This window comes from Paenibacillus sp. P4_E11 (genome assembly GCF_056401635.1).
In genome coordinates this window covers 142,877-160,048 of sequence record NZ_JBFUIX010000002.1, presented here as the reverse complement: position 1 = coordinate 160,048, position 17,172 = coordinate 142,877, and the positions used below count along the sequence as shown (strand labels likewise).

Annotated in this window: 10 protein-coding genes; 3 read left to right on the top strand and 7 right to left on the bottom strand. The window is 50.9% G+C overall.

Features of this window, described 5'->3' with window-relative positions; genetic code table 11:
* Positions 1 to 191: 191 nt before the first annotated feature.
* Positions 192 to 5,240: an S-layer homology domain-containing protein gene (locus AC1DWB_RS01660; protein ID WP_477539279.1), complete on the top strand. Its 5,049-nt coding sequence runs from the start codon at positions 192 to 194 to the stop codon at positions 5,238 to 5,240.
* A 100-nt stretch (positions 5,241 to 5,340) separates the two neighbouring features.
* On the opposite strand, the gene AC1DWB_RS01655 is transcribed toward AC1DWB_RS01660, so the two are convergent.
* The gene (locus AC1DWB_RS01655; RefSeq protein WP_477539278.1) at positions 5,341 to 6,171 is read right to left on the bottom strand and encodes a glycerophosphodiester phosphodiesterase; all 831 of its coding nucleotides are present in this window, start codon (positions 6,169 to 6,171) and stop codon (positions 5,341 to 5,343) included.
* A gap of 666 nt (positions 6,172 to 6,837) precedes the next feature.
* Here AC1DWB_RS01655 and AC1DWB_RS01650 point away from each other — a divergent pair.
* Both AC1DWB_RS01650 and AC1DWB_RS01645 read left to right on the top strand, forming a co-directional pair.
* Positions 6,838 to 9,966 (top strand): heparinase II/III domain-containing protein, encoded by a 3,129-nt coding sequence (locus AC1DWB_RS01650; RefSeq protein ID WP_477539277.1) that lies wholly within the window; start codon positions 6,838 to 6,840, stop codon positions 9,964 to 9,966.
* Between the two features lie 7 nt (positions 9,967 to 9,973).
* Positions 9,974 to 12,637: an SLC13 family permease gene (locus AC1DWB_RS01645; RefSeq protein WP_477539276.1), complete on the top strand. Its 2,664-nt coding sequence runs from the start codon at positions 9,974 to 9,976 to the stop codon at positions 12,635 to 12,637.
* Positions 12,638 to 12,731: 94 nt separating this feature from the next.
* Here the strand turns inward: AC1DWB_RS01645 and AC1DWB_RS01640 are convergent, their stop codons facing one another.
* The 6 genes from AC1DWB_RS01640 to AC1DWB_RS01615 all read right to left on the bottom strand — a co-directional run bounded on the left by AC1DWB_RS01640 (position 12,732) and on the right by AC1DWB_RS01615 (position 17,114).
* Positions 12,732 to 14,177: an amidase family protein gene (locus AC1DWB_RS01640; RefSeq protein WP_477539323.1), complete on the bottom strand. Its 1,446-nt coding sequence runs from the start codon at positions 14,175 to 14,177 to the stop codon at positions 12,732 to 12,734.
* Positions 14,178 to 14,287: 110 nt separating this feature from the next.
* A complete protein-coding gene (locus tag AC1DWB_RS01635) occupies positions 14,288 to 14,794 on the bottom strand; it encodes a GNAT family N-acetyltransferase (RefSeq protein WP_477539322.1) in 507 nt (168 codons plus the stop codon).
* A gap of 398 nt (positions 14,795 to 15,192) precedes the next feature.
* The gene (locus tag AC1DWB_RS01630) at positions 15,193 to 15,672 is read right to left on the bottom strand and encodes a MerR family transcriptional regulator (protein WP_477539275.1); all 480 of its coding nucleotides are present in this window, start codon (positions 15,670 to 15,672) and stop codon (positions 15,193 to 15,195) included.
* Positions 15,673 to 15,790: 118 nt separating this feature from the next.
* Complete coding sequence (locus tag AC1DWB_RS01625; RefSeq protein ID WP_477539274.1) at positions 15,791 to 16,261, bottom strand: NUDIX domain-containing protein; 471 nt, start codon at positions 16,259 to 16,261, stop codon at positions 15,791 to 15,793.
* Between the two features lie 29 nt (positions 16,262 to 16,290).
* Positions 16,291 to 16,431 carry a hypothetical protein gene (locus tag AC1DWB_RS01620; protein ID WP_477539273.1) on the bottom strand — a complete coding sequence of 47 codons (141 nt, stop codon included), beginning with the start codon at positions 16,429 to 16,431 and terminating at the stop codon, positions 16,291 to 16,293.
* 263 nt (positions 16,432 to 16,694) lie between these two features.
* On the bottom strand, positions 16,695 to 17,114 hold the full coding sequence (locus AC1DWB_RS01615; protein ID WP_477539272.1) for a GNAT family N-acetyltransferase: 420 nt from the start codon (positions 17,112 to 17,114) through the stop codon (positions 16,695 to 16,697).
* Positions 17,115 to 17,172: the final 58 nt, after the last annotated feature.

Below are 17,172 nucleotides of genomic sequence, written 5' to 3'. Positions count from 1 at the left end.
CCAAGGACCCGGCCGCTGGCGGGGTTTCTTATTCCTCTCGCGGTTGGCAGCCTTTGTCGACAGCAGACTCAAGTGCTATCCCGTTGTATAGAAACTGTAGAGGTCGCTCCGTTATCATGATAGAGGCAAGATAGTCAGGCTAACTAGACGGATGAGAAAAATCAAATGGATTGAGAGTGGAGGATAAGTACGTGGTCAACTTATTTACAAGATTGTGGAGAAAGCAATGGATAGCAGCAGCAATGGCGCTGTTGCTTGTCATCAGCCCGCTGATCCCAGCCGCCGGAACGGTGGAGGCGGCGACAGTGACGCCAGGGGCTACATATTACCAGCCGGTTGACACTTGGATTCCGGCGGCGGATGCGGCAGCGGATGCAACAGACGGCGCGGATTTCGGGGTCGGCAAGAAAATCGGGAACGAAGGAGCGGTGTTTCCGAGCGGGAGCAACACACCAGCAGATGTTCTCTATCCCATCGAATACAAGATTCCGAGCCTGGCCCAAGCTCCGCAGAAGAGCGCATATTTACTGGTGCGGGCATACGATGTAGACGAGCATGAGATCGACGCCTTGGGAAAAACCGTTGCAAACACCGGGGAATGGGACCGAGTCTACATGTCGAACGATCCCAGTCACATCGTGCTCGGTACATATCCAGGCGGTACGAACTGGAGTACCACGAAAGTCAGCGGCAAGAGCGCTGAATACAAGAAGGAGTTCAACAGCGACTACTACGTAGGCGCGCTCTCCGGAAATAACGATACATGGAATACGACTGTCATGAAGCTGGATGCGAATGCCATCAGTCGATTGGGTACTGTCTCGAATGGGAAAGAGAATTACTTTGGGATCTCGACCCATCACCATAAGTCCGCGACTACAAATGCCAGTAACTGGGTCGTCGAGGTAGACTGGGCCCAACTCGTCATCGACGGCGGAGTCCGGCAGACCGGTGAAATCACGAATGCGATCATTACCCTCGCAGATGGCCAGGTGACGGTCGACCCTACGTTTATCCCTAAGATGGATGGAAACTTCTCCATGGAGATTAATGTAATTGAGACCAAAAATGGCGAAGATCTGAATCTGGCTACGGAGCGGCTAGAGTTCCCGAACTCGATTGCAGGGCAACCAAGGTCTCCCGATGGTCTTCCAGGTGGTATGGCTATTCCTGTTCTAAGCGACCCTTCCATTAAAGCTAACAAGGAATATACCATCAACATCATCTTGTTCAACAATAAGGATAACACTACATTCAATCCTAGCGAGGTACAGCACATCTACTCGCTCTCTACGTTCGACCCTAAAGTGGCGGATATCGCCAAGTCGGGACTGCAGTACGAAGAGATCAAGTTCACGCAAAACGATTTCGAAAGCAAATTCTCTCGCATTAGCGGCGCGACAGACAACACACTTAACAAAGTAATGATCGTTACTTTGCCGAATGCGAGCGCAGGCAAGCTCTTGAAGGGACCAAACGTAACGGATGTCGTCTATGCAGGCGATGAGATCTTGGCAGCCGATTTGGATAAACTGCGCTTTGTACCCGATCCGAATGGCGGGTTCAACCAGCCGGTAACTTTCAGGTGGAACGGTTACGATGCAGGGAAGGCGACATATGCTCAGTTCGACGCAAATGTAACCTTGACGCCGAATTTGGCGCCTGTCGTTAGCGCGGTTAACAAAACCGGCAACGAAGGCGATCTTTCGGTACCGTTCACAGCAGGAGACTTTACAGGCAGCAGCTATCAGGATACCACGGCTCTAGGCAAGGTAAAGATCGTTACTTTACCGACCGCAGGTACTTTGCAGCTTAATAATGTGAACGTTACGGCTGGTCAAGAAATTCCGGCTGGCAGCCTTGGACAACTGAAATTCATTCCAGACCCGGGTCAGACCGGTACGGTGACTTTTACATGGAACGGCTGGGATGGGGCTCAATATGCCCTGAATCCAGCACCAGTTGCAATCAAGATTAATACGGCTCCTGTCGTGAACAACTTGGCAAAGCCAGGTCTCGAGGGTCAGCCGGTCATCATACCGAAGAGCGAGCTTACCTACACGGATGCAGACGGTGACACGCTGAGTCAGATCAAGATTACGTTACCGAACGGATTCAGTACTCTAGGAACTCTAAAATCTGTCACTGGAGCGGTGTACACTCCAATCAGCAGTGGAGATGTGATCAACTTCCAGACGCTAGATCGACTGGTGTTCACACCAGCTCAGGGTATGCCGGTGCTCACACCGGTTGTATTCCAGTGGAGCGGCACCGACGGTAAGCAATACGCTAATACGCCTGCTACAATCACGATCACGTATGATGGTAAGCCAGTTGCTCAACCGAAGATTGTAGAGGCGGAGGAAGGGGCAACTTCGATTCCAATCGAGCTGCTCGGCACCGATGCGGAGCCGTCCATCCTGGAATACGCGATAACGAACGGGCCAGGCCGCGGATCGCTGGTACCAGATGGATCGAATACAGGAAACCACTGGATATATACACCAACCGCTCCATTTAAGTGGGGCAAGGATACGTTCTCCTTCACGGTAACCGATGATGTGTATCGCCAGGTTAGTAACCCAGCTGCAGTGACGGTTCAGATCAACCGTGCCCTCGATGGCTGGGTAGGCAACAAAGCGCAGGGAGATCCTTCGCTCGTGTACGGATTGCCCTCACAGCCACTGAAGCTGTCGGCAGTCAGCTCGCTGAAGGCCACCCAAGTGATCGCGACAATCAATGGCGTCGAGGTCCCACTTACTTGGACGAATTCGGCCACATCTGCAACGGATGAATACAAGCAATGGAGCGTGAACTACCCATTACCGGCCAATATGGCACCCGGCGACTATACGGTAACCTTCATCGCGAAGAACGGGAATACCTTATTGCCAACCGAACCAACTACCCGTCTTATCGACAATCCATTCCGCGTAATGGCGACCGGACTGAAGCTGACGGCTGATCCGGAGAAAATTCTTGGGGACGGCAATTCGACTACGAAGTTAACAGGGCTACTCACCGATGGTGAAGGGAATCCAATCTCAGGGGTCAAGGTCGTATTCTCGGCTCCGACAGACAAGGGCTCCTTCGAAGGACCGGACTGGGCCATCACGGATAATGAAGGCAAAGCGGTCGTCACGTTCAAGTCCGCGAAGATTACAGGCGTGAGCGAACAGTTCGTCCCCGTATCCGCTACGGTGAACGATTCGGTGCGCGGCCTGTACGGGCAAGATCAGATCACGATCACCTTTATGCCGGCTACCGTAGCGGGGATCATCACATCTGGAGCTTCGAACACGCCTGTCGCTAACGCCACCGTGCGGGTCACGCTTGATCTGAACGGCAATGGGATTATCGAGCCGGGCATCGACTTCGACGAGACGACAACGACCGATGCGAACGGTGCCTACTCCGTCATCGTGCCTCGCGGCAACGTTGTGTATGATATGGATGTAACGCAGAACATCATGGTGGGCGGGGTGTCTACGCCTGTCACATATAAACAAAAAGCTAGCGTTGGCGAAGTGACCGGCGGCGGAAGCGAGCAGTTCGACTCCGAGAAGACCGTAACAGGCGTCGTGCTCATGAAGAAGCCGGATGGCCAGACAAGCATGATCAGCAGCGACTTGTCCTCCAGTCTGAAAGTGTACCTCAAAGACAGCGCAGGCAACTATATCATGGACGGCGCTTCTCCGAAGGCGTTCGAGTTGAAGAATGGCGTATTCAGTGCCAATGGTCTAACCGTAGGCGAATATACTCTTGAGATCCGGTATGATTTCGGCGACGGACAACAATTAACCATTAGCAAGAGTAAGGTAAAAGTGAACGCAGACGGTGAGATGAATATTACTCAAGAGCTGGTCGATCCGTATGGAACGATCAGAGATGATGTCACGGGTCAAGTGATCCAAGGCGCTACCGTTGAATTGAAGTATGCCGATTCGACAAGGAACCGTAACAAGGGCAGAACCCCGAATACCGGCGTTGTACTGCCGGCGCTTGTGGGCTTCGAGCCGAACAACAATGCCAGCCCGACCCAATCGAGTGACAAGAATGGTTTCTATGCGTACATGGTGTATCCAGAGGCAGACTATTATTTGGTCGTTACGAAGCCTGGCTACCAGACATATACGAGTCCTACACTTTCGGTCGAGTTCGATATCGTCAAGCATGACCTTAGGCTTAAGCCGCAACCTAGTGGTGGAGGCGGAGGTGGCTTCTATGTCGCGCCGCAGCCTAGTGTTACATTGAATTTATCCGTGGATAAAGGTTTGGTAGAGGAAGGAGCTTCTACAGTCGTTACCGTCGATTACAAGAATACTTCGCTCACTACGCTTACAACCGGAGACATTCGGGTTACCCTGCCGGAAGGTGCGGTCGTTGTAGACGCGAATGGGGGGCATGTCGACGGAAGAACCGTGACATGGACAGTGAAGGATTTAGTTGGAGGCAATACGGGCAGCTTCAAGCTAGTCGTCAAGTGGCCGCAGTTGACTTCGCCGGATGCTTCCTATGATTTGCCGGGTGAATTCCTCCTGGGCGGTACAGGAAGTCAGTCGGTGAAGGCGCAATCGGCAGTGAAAGTTAAAGTATTCTCCAAACGATTCGAGAACCTACAGCATCAACGCTACATTCTGGGATATCCAGACGGACTGTTCAAGCCGGACCGCTCGCTCACCCGTGCGGAACTGGCAGCGATCGTTGCGCGCTTGACCGAGAATGTGAATTTGCAGGATTCGCTTCACTACTCGGATGTATCGGCGGACCACTGGGCAGCCAACTACATTCGAATCGTTACGAAGCACGGCTACTTCAGCGGCTTCGAGGATGGAACGTTCCGTCCTGATGTAGCGGTCACAAGAGCGGAGCTTGCTTCGGTCATGATTCGCTTCCTGAAGATGGAGAGCAGCGAGCCAGGAAGTCTGCACTTCAATGATATTGAAGGGCATTGGGCAGCGTCGGCGATCGAGCAGCTGTTCCGCGGCAAGTTCGTCTCCGGTTATCCGGATGGCTCGTTCAAGCCGCAGAACGACATTATTCGTTCCGAGGCAGTTACCCTGATCAATCGGATGCTATATCGCGGACCTCTGCAAGGACTTACCCCGTTGTTCCCGGATATCCAGTCTAGTCACTGGGCGTTCGGAGACGTGCAGGAAGCGACACAGTCCCACGAATCGATCCGTAACACGGATGGCAGCGAAGCGTGGAAACGCACGATCGGAGACAAAGTTCAGTAATCATTGAATTATTAATAACCCAAATAAAACCAACTGTCGCATTCAAGCGCACAGTTGGTTTTTTATATGGGAGATCGGAAAGATCACGAATCCATTATGCTCACTGCCTACTAACCAGCAACTGAATTAACTGCTCCGGCACGTCCGTGATGATGCTGGTCACACCGTAGTTCAGCATTCGCTCCATCACGGCTTTGTCGTTCACCGTCCAGGCGTACACTTCCTTGTGATATTGAGCAGCAGTGCGCATGAACGTCTCATCGATCAGGGAGAAGGCGATGCTAATCACATCGAACGATTCATTCCGGAAGACTGAGGCGATGTCGGTTTTCTTCTCGCTGACGAGCAAGCCGGTCTTGATGTTCTTGTTCAATCGCTTGACCGTTTCCAGCATGGCAGGGTCGAAGGAGGTGACGGTGCACCCCTGAACGAAGTCCATCTGCTCCAGCAGCTCGACGGTGCTCTCAGCAAGACGCTTCTGATGTCCGTTGTTTTTCAACTCGATATTCAACAGCATCTTACCTTTGACAGCGGCAATGACTTGCTCGAGCGTCGGTACTAACTCGTTGGCATACACTGGGCTGAACCAACTACCAGCGCTGGCATTCAGCAACTCCTTGGATTGTAGCTCCCAGATGTTCTTGTTAATACCGGTCGTCCGCTTGGCGCTATGGTCATGCATCAGGACGAGCACGCCATCGGCGGTTTCCTGAACATCAAGCTCGCTATATCCAGCTCCAGATTGAAACGCTTTCAACATGGCGCTAAGCGTATTCTCCGGCGCGACGGTGGAGTTGCCGCGATGCGCGGTCACTTGGAGATGGCCGTCTGTGTAGGCCGCTGGAGGCCCGGACAGGTCGGTGGCAGATGAACTGCCAGTGGCCAGACTCCCGGTCAGGAGTAGGGAGAATACGAGAAGTAATTTGTGCATGAGCATGACCCCCAGTCTGGATGTTATAACAGAGAATATCAGATAAATGGCCAAATTGCTACTATTCAAATAGGGAGCGGATGGATCCGATTGGGGCTCGGCATCGTTGGCCAAATTGCTGCTCAGACTGCGCATGCCGCAGGTTACCTAACACGAAGACACACTGGTTGATCGATCAGGTGCTTAACTGGATTTTCGATAGGGAAGACCGTCGTCGTTGGCGACAATTAGGTCGTGGAGCGATTTCTCTGCTTCTCCGATTTTCAGAACCTGTTAGTCACGTCTTGTCGACATGGATCATCGAATGGCGGTTGTTGATTGGGGAGCCGACAAATTTCCCGGGAAATATTGGTTTCGACAGCGACTGTCGTTGGGGAATGCGACCATGCGGAGGAAGTCGAATCATTAGCCGATCCTGTCGTGGAAAAAAGGATAGGCTGTCGGCTCTTATCGAGTATAATAGGCGTATACTCAATGATTGAGGTGATGTCGATGAAGTCCGATACGAACCAAGCTGATCATTCAGGTGTGAGCTCACTAACATTGGATGATTACGCTTCAAATACCCAAACCTTGAACTTTCGACATATGTGCGGAAGCAAGGTTTTTTGTCGTAAAGCTGATGTTGTTCCTATCATTCAATTTCATAGAAGGCAGGGATAGTTCATGGGTGTTAAGAGAAAGAGCACGTACTATACACCGGAGAAAGTAGCGGCCGTACAGCGTAATGTACGTGTCTACGACTGGGCGAAGCCTTATCTGGAGGAGGCGGTGAAGCAAGCGGATGTTTATGTGGGTCTGGGTTGGGAATGGCTCTGGCATGTTCCTGCCCCACAGACTGTTCCACGCAGCTACGCCGTGAATCAGCAGTTGGGCTGCCCGGTGTGCGGAACGGCGCACCATGCTTATGGACGCTGGCCGTGGCTCGCTAATCTACTGGAACAGCCATGGAAGCTGGTGTGTCCAAGCTGTGAGTCTGTCTTCCCTTCCAATGACTTCGCTTCCTATTATGAGAGCGGCAAGGATCAGCATGGCGTGTTTCATCGCGAGTTGGCGGACAATCGCTATTTGCGCAACGAACTATACCCGGAGCAGGCGGATGACTGGGGGGTGGATGACGGCTATGGCTGGAGAGATGGGAACGGGGATAACTGGACGTTTGTAGCATTCTATAGCCATTGGAAAATATGGTGTCGAATGATCGACGCTGGCGGTAATGTGTTCCCTTCGACGGATGCTCCGTGGGAGCATGGAGGAATCGTTGAGGCTGCACTCTTACAGCTGCGCGACGCTTACTTGTATACCGGGGAGCTCCAATATGCCCAAGCCGGCATCGTATTGTTAGACCGCGTAGCTGACTTATATCCTGCGATGGATTGCGGTGTGTTTGATTGGCAATACGGATTTCTCAATTCCCATGGGAGTACGGGACAAGGAAAAGTTATCGGATGTATTTGGGAAACGGGACTTGTCCGTTCATTCATAAGCGCCTACGATGCCTTCTTCCCTGCTATGGTGGAGGAACAGACTGAGGTGTTGGCGTTTCTCGCGGAGAAGGCTGCCTATTATAAGTTGCCCCATTCGAAGCGTACGATGGATGACATTCGGACGAACATCGAGGACGGAATCCTTCGTCAAGTGTACCCAGGTGTGAAGAAGGTACAGATCAAAGGTAACAATGGCATGCATCAGAGTGCACTCGCGTTGGCTGCAATCGTATTGGATGAGCCGGGTACGACTGAGGAATGGCTGGATTTCGTCCTGCAAGAAGGTAAGATGCTGAGGCCGGAGGAAGGCGGTTGGGCGGTTACCGGCGGGAACATGCTGCATTCGCTCGTTCACGATGTGGACCGCGATGGCTTTGGCGATGAGGCGGCGCCGCTATACAACAACATCTGGGTGGATTCATTCAAGATGGTCGCAGATATCCTGCACGGTTATGATCGGTACCCGCGTGGGGATTTGTACAGCAACCCCAAGTTCCGGCAAATGCTGCGCGCTCATGCAGGACTTCTTATGCTCGACCGCTACATGCCGCAGATCGGGGACAGCGACTCGGCCGGGAATCCCAATACGCTGTACAAGTTGGAAATGGTCGTAGATGTGTTTGAACGAACCGGCGAGCCAATGTTCGCCCAGCTAGCGGTATTGGTGAACGGGAATTCGACGGACGGTTTGCGGGGTGGCTTGTTCTCGTCAGACCCGGAGCGGGTGCTTAAGGACATTAAGCAAGTCGTGGCTGTTCATGGGCCGTTCCGTCTGGAAAGCTTGAATTATAGCGGGTATGGCTTCACCGCTTTGCGGGACGGAATAGGACATTCCGGACGTGCAGTATGGCTATATCACGGCCGGAATATGGGGCATGGTCACAAGGATTCTTTGAACATAGGTCTATACGGATTCGGACTGGACTTGGCGCCTGAGCTTGGTTATCCCGAGAAGTGTGACAACAGTCACCAGAAGACCCACCATTGGGATCGCGGTACAGTTGCCCATAATACCGTCACTGTCGATCGCAGCAAGCAAGAAGGTAGTGTTGTCGGGTCGACGCGGCTGTTCGTGGGAACGGGAGAGGTTCAGGTTGTGGAGGCGGAGAAGCCTTCGGTGTATGAGCAGACTTCCGTGTATCGCCGCTGCGTGATCATGGTGCGACTAGACGAAGCGCATTCCTACGCAGTCGATATGTTTCAAGTGGAGGGTGGAGACGAACACCTGTATTCGTTCCACGGGGCGGAAGGTCCCGTCCTCACGGAGGGTCTGGCGCTCGTTCGCCAGAAGGGCGGAACGTATGCCGGTCCCGATGTCGAGTTCGGGCAGCCCTATGACGCCGACCCAGCCTTGCCGCTGCAGGGTTATAAGGGCAGCGGGTTCCATTACTTGACCGATGTGGAGCGAGATGTGGCACCACGGGACATATTCGCCGTGGATTGGGTGGTCCGCGATACATGGGGGGTCCTGGGCGAGCAAGATTCGCGAATAGCGACAACGGCAGCGACAGATGCGCAGGAGATCCACCTGCGGCTGACGATGTTGACTGATGTCAACGAGGTGGCGCTAGCCGACGGCCACCCGTCAACGAATCGACCGGGGAACCCGGAGCGGCTGCGCTACTTGCTGGCCAAGCGGCGTCCGGCCGACCACAAGAGCTGCTTCGTAGCTCTGCTCGAGCCGTACAAGGGAGAGCGACAGCTGCGAGGCGTTACCCGCGTGAAGGCCGAAGCGCGCGATGGGAGCCGCGCAGGGGCGGTCGTTGCGCTGCGGATTGAGCGCAAGGACGGTCGGGTCGACTACGTCATACACGCCAACGACCCGACTGTAGATTACTTAATCGACGGTACGATTGCGTTCCGCGGGGCCGTGGGCTTATATGCCGAGCGTGACGGCGAGCCGGTCTACGCGTTCTTGGTGAACGGCAGTCGGATCGGACCGACCTCCAACCCCGTCATCGACGGGACATGCCCGTCACTCACAGGAACTGTAATTGGCTTCTCGCAGGAGTTGAGTGAAACGAACTGGATGGAGGTTCGTTTCACGCCCCCATTACCTGCGGGAGTTGACTTGACCGGCAAGCATATCTATGTAGATGGGGAAGGCCGTAACCCTGTATTCCGCATCTGTAATTGGGAATATGGCAGCACAGGCGATCATTCGGTTCGGTTGGATCTAGGCAGTGTTACGCTGATCGAAGACTGGGCGAACGTCGAATCAGCGGATGGTAACCCGCCGACATACCGCTATGCTGTGGCTGGTGGTGACGGGATCTCCATTCCATTGTCAGTAGAGTGGAAGAGGTAGACACAAGGTGACCCTGAATGAGATTGAAATGTTCCACGGACTCTCGAATGTAGAGTTGGCTAAAATTGTAGGTCGATTGGAAAAACTCCAATTCCAAGCGGGAGAAGTGTTATTCGAGCAAGGCGATTCAGGCGACAGCATGTACATCATTCAGCAGGGGCACATCGAGCTGTTCGCAGTTACACCGGAAGGAAGCCGACAAGCTCTGGCCGTTCTGACTGACGGAGACACGCTTGGGGAGATGGCGCTGCTGACGGAGGAACCACGTTCTGCAACAGCTGTTACCGTATTGGACAGCGTCTTGTACAAGATGGACCAGGAGACGTTCCAGAAGCTGATTGAAGAGCAGCCGATCATCTCAGCGTACTTCATCCGTTCCCTCTCGCAGAGATTGATTCAGACGAATGTCCGGTTGCAAGCTTCGAAGGAAGACAAGTCGAAATGGCTGCAGCTCGAGCTAGCGCAGCTACCAGAGTCGTTAGTAGAGTGCATACTGGCTAGCGCTCTGCTGCCATCGGCCAGCCTGGGATTACTTCAGTCCGCTTCAAGATTAGATTTGCCTCAGAACTTCTCATGGAGTGAGGAGCTGGAGCGGTTCCCGGTGTTGAGGAAATTCGTGCAGATCGACTCGATGAACGAAGAGTGGTTTTGCGTGGTGTCTGCTGTCCGAACCGGATTGGCCGAGCTTTTCGTCTTGAAGTATGGACATGCTGTCAAGCAGCAATGGATCAAGGAAGCAGCGACGTACTGGTTGTCGCGTGCGGAGCGGGTTCCTGCTTTTCAGTTATATACGATGTACGAGGAATGGGATGCGCTGCTGGAGGCCATGTCTGAACACAAGGAGCCCCTGGACTCCAATGATCCCAACAATTCCAAAGATCCGTTGGAACTGTTGGATCGTTGCCCCCAAGACCGATTGTTCGCCCACTTCTCTGTGTTCGAACGGTATATCCAGATGTGTGGCGAGCAGGGAAGAGAAGCGGGATTCGCAAGCCTAGAGAAAGCGCTGGAGCATAATCAAACTTATTTCACGATGCAGCAAACTATAACGCTATACGAGCGTGGAGCCGAGTTGTGCCGGAAGCTGGAATGGAAGCAGAAGGCGCTGGAGTATTTGCAGATGGCCGACACCCTGACATTATCCATCCGACATACGGCAGCCGGCGTCACGATCGAGCACGAAGACCGCAAGTATCAACTCGCCAAGCAGAAGTTAGACGGTCACCGAAGCAAGCTATTGGCTGATCGTGCTGGAGGTTTATTGAAGCGGACACGACTGTCAGCCGCATTTGCCGTAGTTTTCGCCCTGACCAGCTTGCTATATTTTCACTATACCGCCCCCTTCGCCGGACTCGACCGCAACGGGATGGAGTTCATCGGCATAGGAATCGCGGCTGTGGCGCTATGGATCGTGAACATCGTGCCGGATTACTTGGTAGCCTTGTTCATGGCGATGTTCTGGGTCGTAGGGGGGCTGGTTGAGCCAGAGGTGGCGTTATCTGGATTCGCATCGTCTACGTGGCTGTACATGCTGTTCATTCTGGCGCTCGGTGCTGTCATTACGAAGTCCGGTATTCTGTATCGCCTATCTCTGCACGCACTCAAGAAGTTTCCCGCGCACTACCGAGGCCAGCTGTGGGGCATCGTAGCAGGCGGGGCTGCACTGAATCCGCTCATCCCCTCGTCCTCGGCGAAGGTGGCACTGGGCGTTCCGATCGCACAAACGTTGTCGGAATCGATGGGATTCCCCGACAAGAGTCACGGTGCGGCAGGACTTGGGCTTGCGGCTATGGTATTCTACGGCTTCACGGCGCCGTTCGTTATGACCGGGTCCTATACGAACGTGATGGCTTATGGCCTAGTTCCAGGCGGAGAGTCGGTCACATGGTTCCAATGGTTTCTTTATGCGTTGCCAGCCTTTCTAATATTCTCAGCGGTTATACTAGTGTATCTGTTGGTACGGTTCAAGAAAGTGACGCCAGGCAAGGTTATCTCGCCCAAGGTGCTGGATGACCAGCTTCGCCTGCTTGGCAAATGGACGAGAGAAGAACGGATCACGGTATATACCGTGCTGGGCTGCATCGGACTGATGATCGCCCAACCTCTGCACGAACTGGACAATACATGGATCATGCTGATTGGCTTTGCGGTGCTCGTTATGAGCGGCGTACTGGACACGCAAACGTTGAAATCCGGGATCGATTGGCCATTTCTACTGTTCATCGGGATCGCCTTCAGCTTCGCCCAAGCCGCCGAGCAGTTGGGAATCGTCGAAGCGATGTCAGCAGCGCTCAGTCAACCGATGTCGATGTTCCTGTCGTCGCCAACCTTATTCCTGCTGGCCGTCATCGTCCTTTCCTTCCTGGTTACACTCGTTGTCCGGGATGACCCGGCCGTCATCCTACTTGTGATCTCCATGCTGCCTCTGGCGGAGCAGGCGGGTATTCATCCGTGGGTGCTCGTATTCATCATCTTGCTGTCGACCGATCCGTTCTTCTTCGCCTATCAATCGCCTACATACTTAACCGCTTACTATAGTGCAGAAGGCAAGCCGTTCAGTCATCGCCAAGGGCAGATGGTCGCGATCGGATATGGACTGGCGGTTGTCGCGGTAGCCGTGGTGTGTACCCCGTATTGGCAATGGATTGGATTGATTCGTACAGGACCATGAGTTTGGAATCGCCTATATAACAAAATGACAGTCTGTAACGTGGGAATAACGTTCTGGACTGTCATTATTTTTTAACAGGACGTCGTCAGTTAGTTTACAATTGCGGTTGAAATCGGTGATGAGTCGCTTGTTCAAAACCGAATGCAATCTTAATTAATAGAGGTTCACTGTAAGCTCTTCCTGAGAAGACTACACCAAAGGGGCCCTTTGTCTGTTCGCCACGGGAGTTGATGCTTCCTTTCGCTACGTATCCTGCCGGAATGGAAAGCAACGGATAGCCTAATCTAGCTGCTATATACATCCCATCCACATTTCCTGGTAACATCAACGCATGTAGATTGTGTTTGTCCAGTACATAATCTATTCCTTGACTTATAGCCTTTTGTGAGTACTGTTGTTTCTTTTGAAGATAGGTGTGTTCCGTGAGTGTTGTTTCATTGGATCGGATTAACGTGTCTTGCCCGTATTTCAAAGCAACCTCTGTATGGGTATTGTTATACTCGATTAATTGTGTTAAAGAGTGGATCGGAACCGAGTCAGCTAGTTGTGATAAGTAATGATTGAGTCCTTTCTTGAATTCATAAGTGATCACATCATTATTCCAATTATTCTCTTCGATGTGAAGAGAGACGGGATCTATAATGGTGGCCCCTTCGTTTCTTAAAGTCTTAATCGCCGCTTCCATAATCGCTAGTCTTTCCTCGTCCAAATCTTTATAGTAATGTCTAGGAATGCCGATTCTTGCATGTTGGATGAATTGAGCATCTAAAAATGGCGTGTAGTCTAGATAAGAACGGCCTTTGCTTGAAAATGTAACTGAATCCTTCTCGTCAACTCCGGTTAAAGCACCTAATAAAATAGCGGCATCGGATACCGTTTTGGTTATGGGGCCTGGTGTATCCTGGCTACTGGATATCGGGATTATACCAGCACGACTGATTAGTCCAACTGTAGGTTTAAGGCCTACAAGATAGTTTTGACTAGCAGGACCAACTATAGAGCCAGCTGTTTCCGTCCCGATCGCAGCTGCGGCTAGGTTGGCAGCTACAGCTGCCGCAGATCCGGAGCTAGATCCGCTAATGAATAGATCTCCTGGACCATAGGGATTCAGGACATGTCCACCTCGAGAGCTGTAACCCGCTGCCATTGTGCTAGACATGAAATTAGACCATTCGGTCATGTTCGTTTTCCCAAGCAAGACAGCACCTGCCCGACGGAGCTGTTGCGCTACATAAGAATCTGCCGCCGCGAAGGATTCAGCCAAGGCCACCGATCCGGCACTCGTATGCATCCGATCATGGGTATCCATATTGTCCTTCAATAATAGGGGAATGCCGTGCAACCGCCCCCGACTCCCCGTTTCACTTCGTTCCTTGTCCAAGGCTCTGGCAATATCGATAGCATCCGGATTGATTTCCAAGATGGAATTGATCTTCGAATCATGTTCCTGGATGTGGTCAAGGTATAGTCTCACAAGATCCTCAGAACGAATCGTACCTGCCTCCATAGCTGCCTGCATACTTATAATATCCGCTTCCATAATCCATTCCTTCTGATTAATCACCTTAACAACCCCTTGCCTTCAAGTAGAGTATTCATTCGCTCGTCAATGTCGTATTTACCATACAAAAAAGGCCTGCAGGCGTTAGCTCACAAACCTTTTACACTTGAATAGATATAGTGGTTTTTGTTGAAAACATACGCTTCTTTTTCTCGTGTAAACCCAATTTTCTCGGCCACACGAATGGATGCGATGTTGCGCGGATCAATAATACTTATTAGCTTATTCAGACTTAACGTGTGGAATCCATATGCCTTGCAAGCTTGTGCTGCTTCCGTTGCGAAGCCCTTCGACCAAAGTTTCTTATGAACATGGTATCCAACCTCAACCTCTGTACTTCCGTCTATTTGTTGCGTAACAAGGCCACAATCACCAATGAATTCATTAGTAGATTTCAAGCATAGAGCCCATAATCCGTAACCATCATTTTGGTATCTGGCATGATTTCGCTTGATCCAATCTTGTGTTTGCTGAATCGTGAAGGGAGCGGGATAATGCGCCATGGTTTCGGCGTCTGATAAGATATCGTGAAGAGATGCAAGATCTGTTTCCGTGAAAGTTCTGATGATTAACCTTTCCGTTTCTGCGATTATGATTGTGCTCAACTCTCCTCTCGACAACTTAGTTGACGTCTCGGTATAGAAGCATGATGACGGTCTGTAGTTTGCGCTTGTATAGCGCGGTTTTTCCGCGCTATTTGCCTCTTGCGGCACCGACTGGACAGCTGCAACGCGGTTTTTTCGCGCTATTTGCCTCCTGCGGCACCGACGGAATATCCCCAGATTCGCTAACCTTCATCTACTCCAGTATGACACTTAATTGGTGCGCTTCAGCTCAACATCCAGATTGTCCAAAATATAATTTGCCCCGTGCCTGCGATCGAAGTATAGATTTTACCTTCTGATGAATCTCGAATGATCTCCCGTCCGCCTACGTGAAAGTCGAACTCTTCCGATAGAATGTTCGTTCATGATTCAGACCTCTATTAATTCGATTATTCCGGATGCTCGTCAAGATATTGGCCAAGCTGATCGAGATTTGCATTCCAGGTCGCCTGCTTCTCGGCAAAAAACTTCTCATGACTCATTCGCATCGTTCCCAAAAGCTTAGTAAAATCTTCAACGGTCAAAGGTTCTTTCTTCACCATCAAGCTGGATATATGCTCTAATTCTCCTAGAAGCTTCTGTTGCATGATCAGATTTTTTTTGATTCGGGTGATCTGAAGGGATACGATATCGAACAGGCTGAAATGATCACCGGCCAGAACAGTTTTGATCTCATCCAGCGACAAGCCGAGCTCCTTCAATGACAAAATTTGTTGCAGCCGTGTAATGTCCGATTCGGTATAAAGCCTGTGTCCGGAATTAGAATGACCCGATGGAGAATACAAGCCGATCTGATCATAGTATCGTAGCGTTCGAATCGTTAATCCCGCTAACTGTGCAAGTTCTCCTACCTTCCACGTTTGTTTCATGATCATCCCCTTTTTCTATGCTAGCTTTCTTATCGGTAACCCCAGTATAAAACATTACGTGACGTCATATTCAAGTCTTTATTTAGTGAATCTGAACGTTTGGAGGGGATATGCCAACTTAGTTGACGTCTCCTGTATAAAAGCATGTGGGTGGTTTGTCATTTGCGTAATCTATGATGTACGGAACCAACGATTGAGGGAAAAACCTGTATTCCCTAATTCGCTCAAGAGGGATCCATACGATGCTGATCTGATCTTCATCAGGAGCCATTCCTAATCCAAGATGATGTTCATCTATCAACTCACATAGGAAGATATGGTCTACTACGTGCGTGTTTGGATCAATCAGGCTATTCCCATGATGATTCTTACCGATRTACTCCCTGAGCAACGCGAATTGCTTAACCTCAATCTGACATCCAACCTCTTCAAGCATTTCTCTTTTCAAGGCTTCAACTAGAGTCTCGCCATGTTCTTGTCCGCCACCTGGCAGCGTGTAGTCAGCCCCGAATGTGTCGTCATGCTTCTTGATCGTTAATACCTTATGATCCTTCACAACAAGCCCTTTAACCCCGCTTCGTACTTTCATTGATCACGGCTCCATTCTTAGCACACAAACTACATTTTCTCCTTGTTCACCATGCTGAAGTAACACACGTCAAAATCATCCGGATTTCCATGGAGTTCACCCCATGATTGCTTTCCCCGTTCTATCATTTCTTTATATCCGGTAAGATGCTCTTTGTAATAATATTTCATAGGCTTAACCTCCATTTGATTAAGGATCAAAACTAAAACCAGATCACGACCATACGAACGGACACCAGTGACGCTATTTGCTGTATACGCCTTTTTTGCTCGATCCTTACGGACTCAGCCGCCCTTATTTCACATGATTCCATACGTTTGGGCTCGATTATAGGCAAATAAGGGATCCTTGGTCCGATAAAAAGCAATTCGACCCTAAAATTCACAAATAAGGTTTACAGGGTCCGATAGTTGAACGCCTATACCCTACATCCCTATATGTCCTTCTTCAAATAATAGTGCGTATGCGTTCCAGCATTGTGAATCGTTCCGAATACTTCGAAGCCTTGTTTTATGTAAAAATCTAAAGCTTGAAAGCTTAACGTATCCAGTTTTACAAAATCACATTTTTTCTCTTTTGCTATTTTCTCAGCTTCAGCTAGTAGTTTCTTCCCGTACCCTAAGTTACGAAGGGCCTCGTCTATAAATAAATAGTGTACCTCCAACCAGTTCCAGCATATTTCGCTGACGATTCCGCCATAAATTTGACCATCCTTATTTTTTAAATACAAGTTGACCTCTTGATACCTGCCCTTCAAGTCATCGGGGAAATGCTTCAAATTAAACGCGATCATTTGGTCCCTTACAACTAGTTTGTCAGAACGACTCGACTCTTCCGAAATGTATAACTCCATCCATACTTCCACTCCCATTGTCAAATACATGCCACCCGAACCCAAGGTTCTATACTTG

What these genes read in the sequence shown, in the direction of transcription:
- AC1DWB_RS01630 (WP_477539275.1), bottom strand. Translation starts at nt 15,672, where the DNA reads ATGAAACAAACGTGGAAGGTAGGAGAACTTGCACAGTTAGCGGGATTA.
- AC1DWB_RS01655 (WP_477539278.1), bottom strand. Translation starts at nt 6,171, where the DNA reads ATGCACAAATTACTTCTCGTATTCTCCCTACTCCTGACCGGGAGTCTG.
- AC1DWB_RS01650 (WP_477539277.1), top strand. Translation starts at nt 6,838, where the DNA reads ATGGGTGTTAAGAGAAAGAGCACGTACTATACACCGGAGAAAGTAGCG.
- AC1DWB_RS01620 (WP_477539273.1), bottom strand. Translation starts at nt 16,431, where the DNA reads ATGAAATATTATTACAAAGAGCATCTTACCGGATATAAAGAAATGATA.
- AC1DWB_RS01640 (WP_477539323.1), bottom strand. Translation starts at nt 14,177, where the DNA reads ATGGAAGCGGATATTATAAGTATGCAGGCAGCTATGGAGGCAGGTACG.
- AC1DWB_RS01615 (WP_477539272.1), bottom strand. Translation starts at nt 17,114, where the DNA reads ATGGAGTTATACATTTCGGAAGAGTCGAGTCGTTCTGACAAACTAGTT.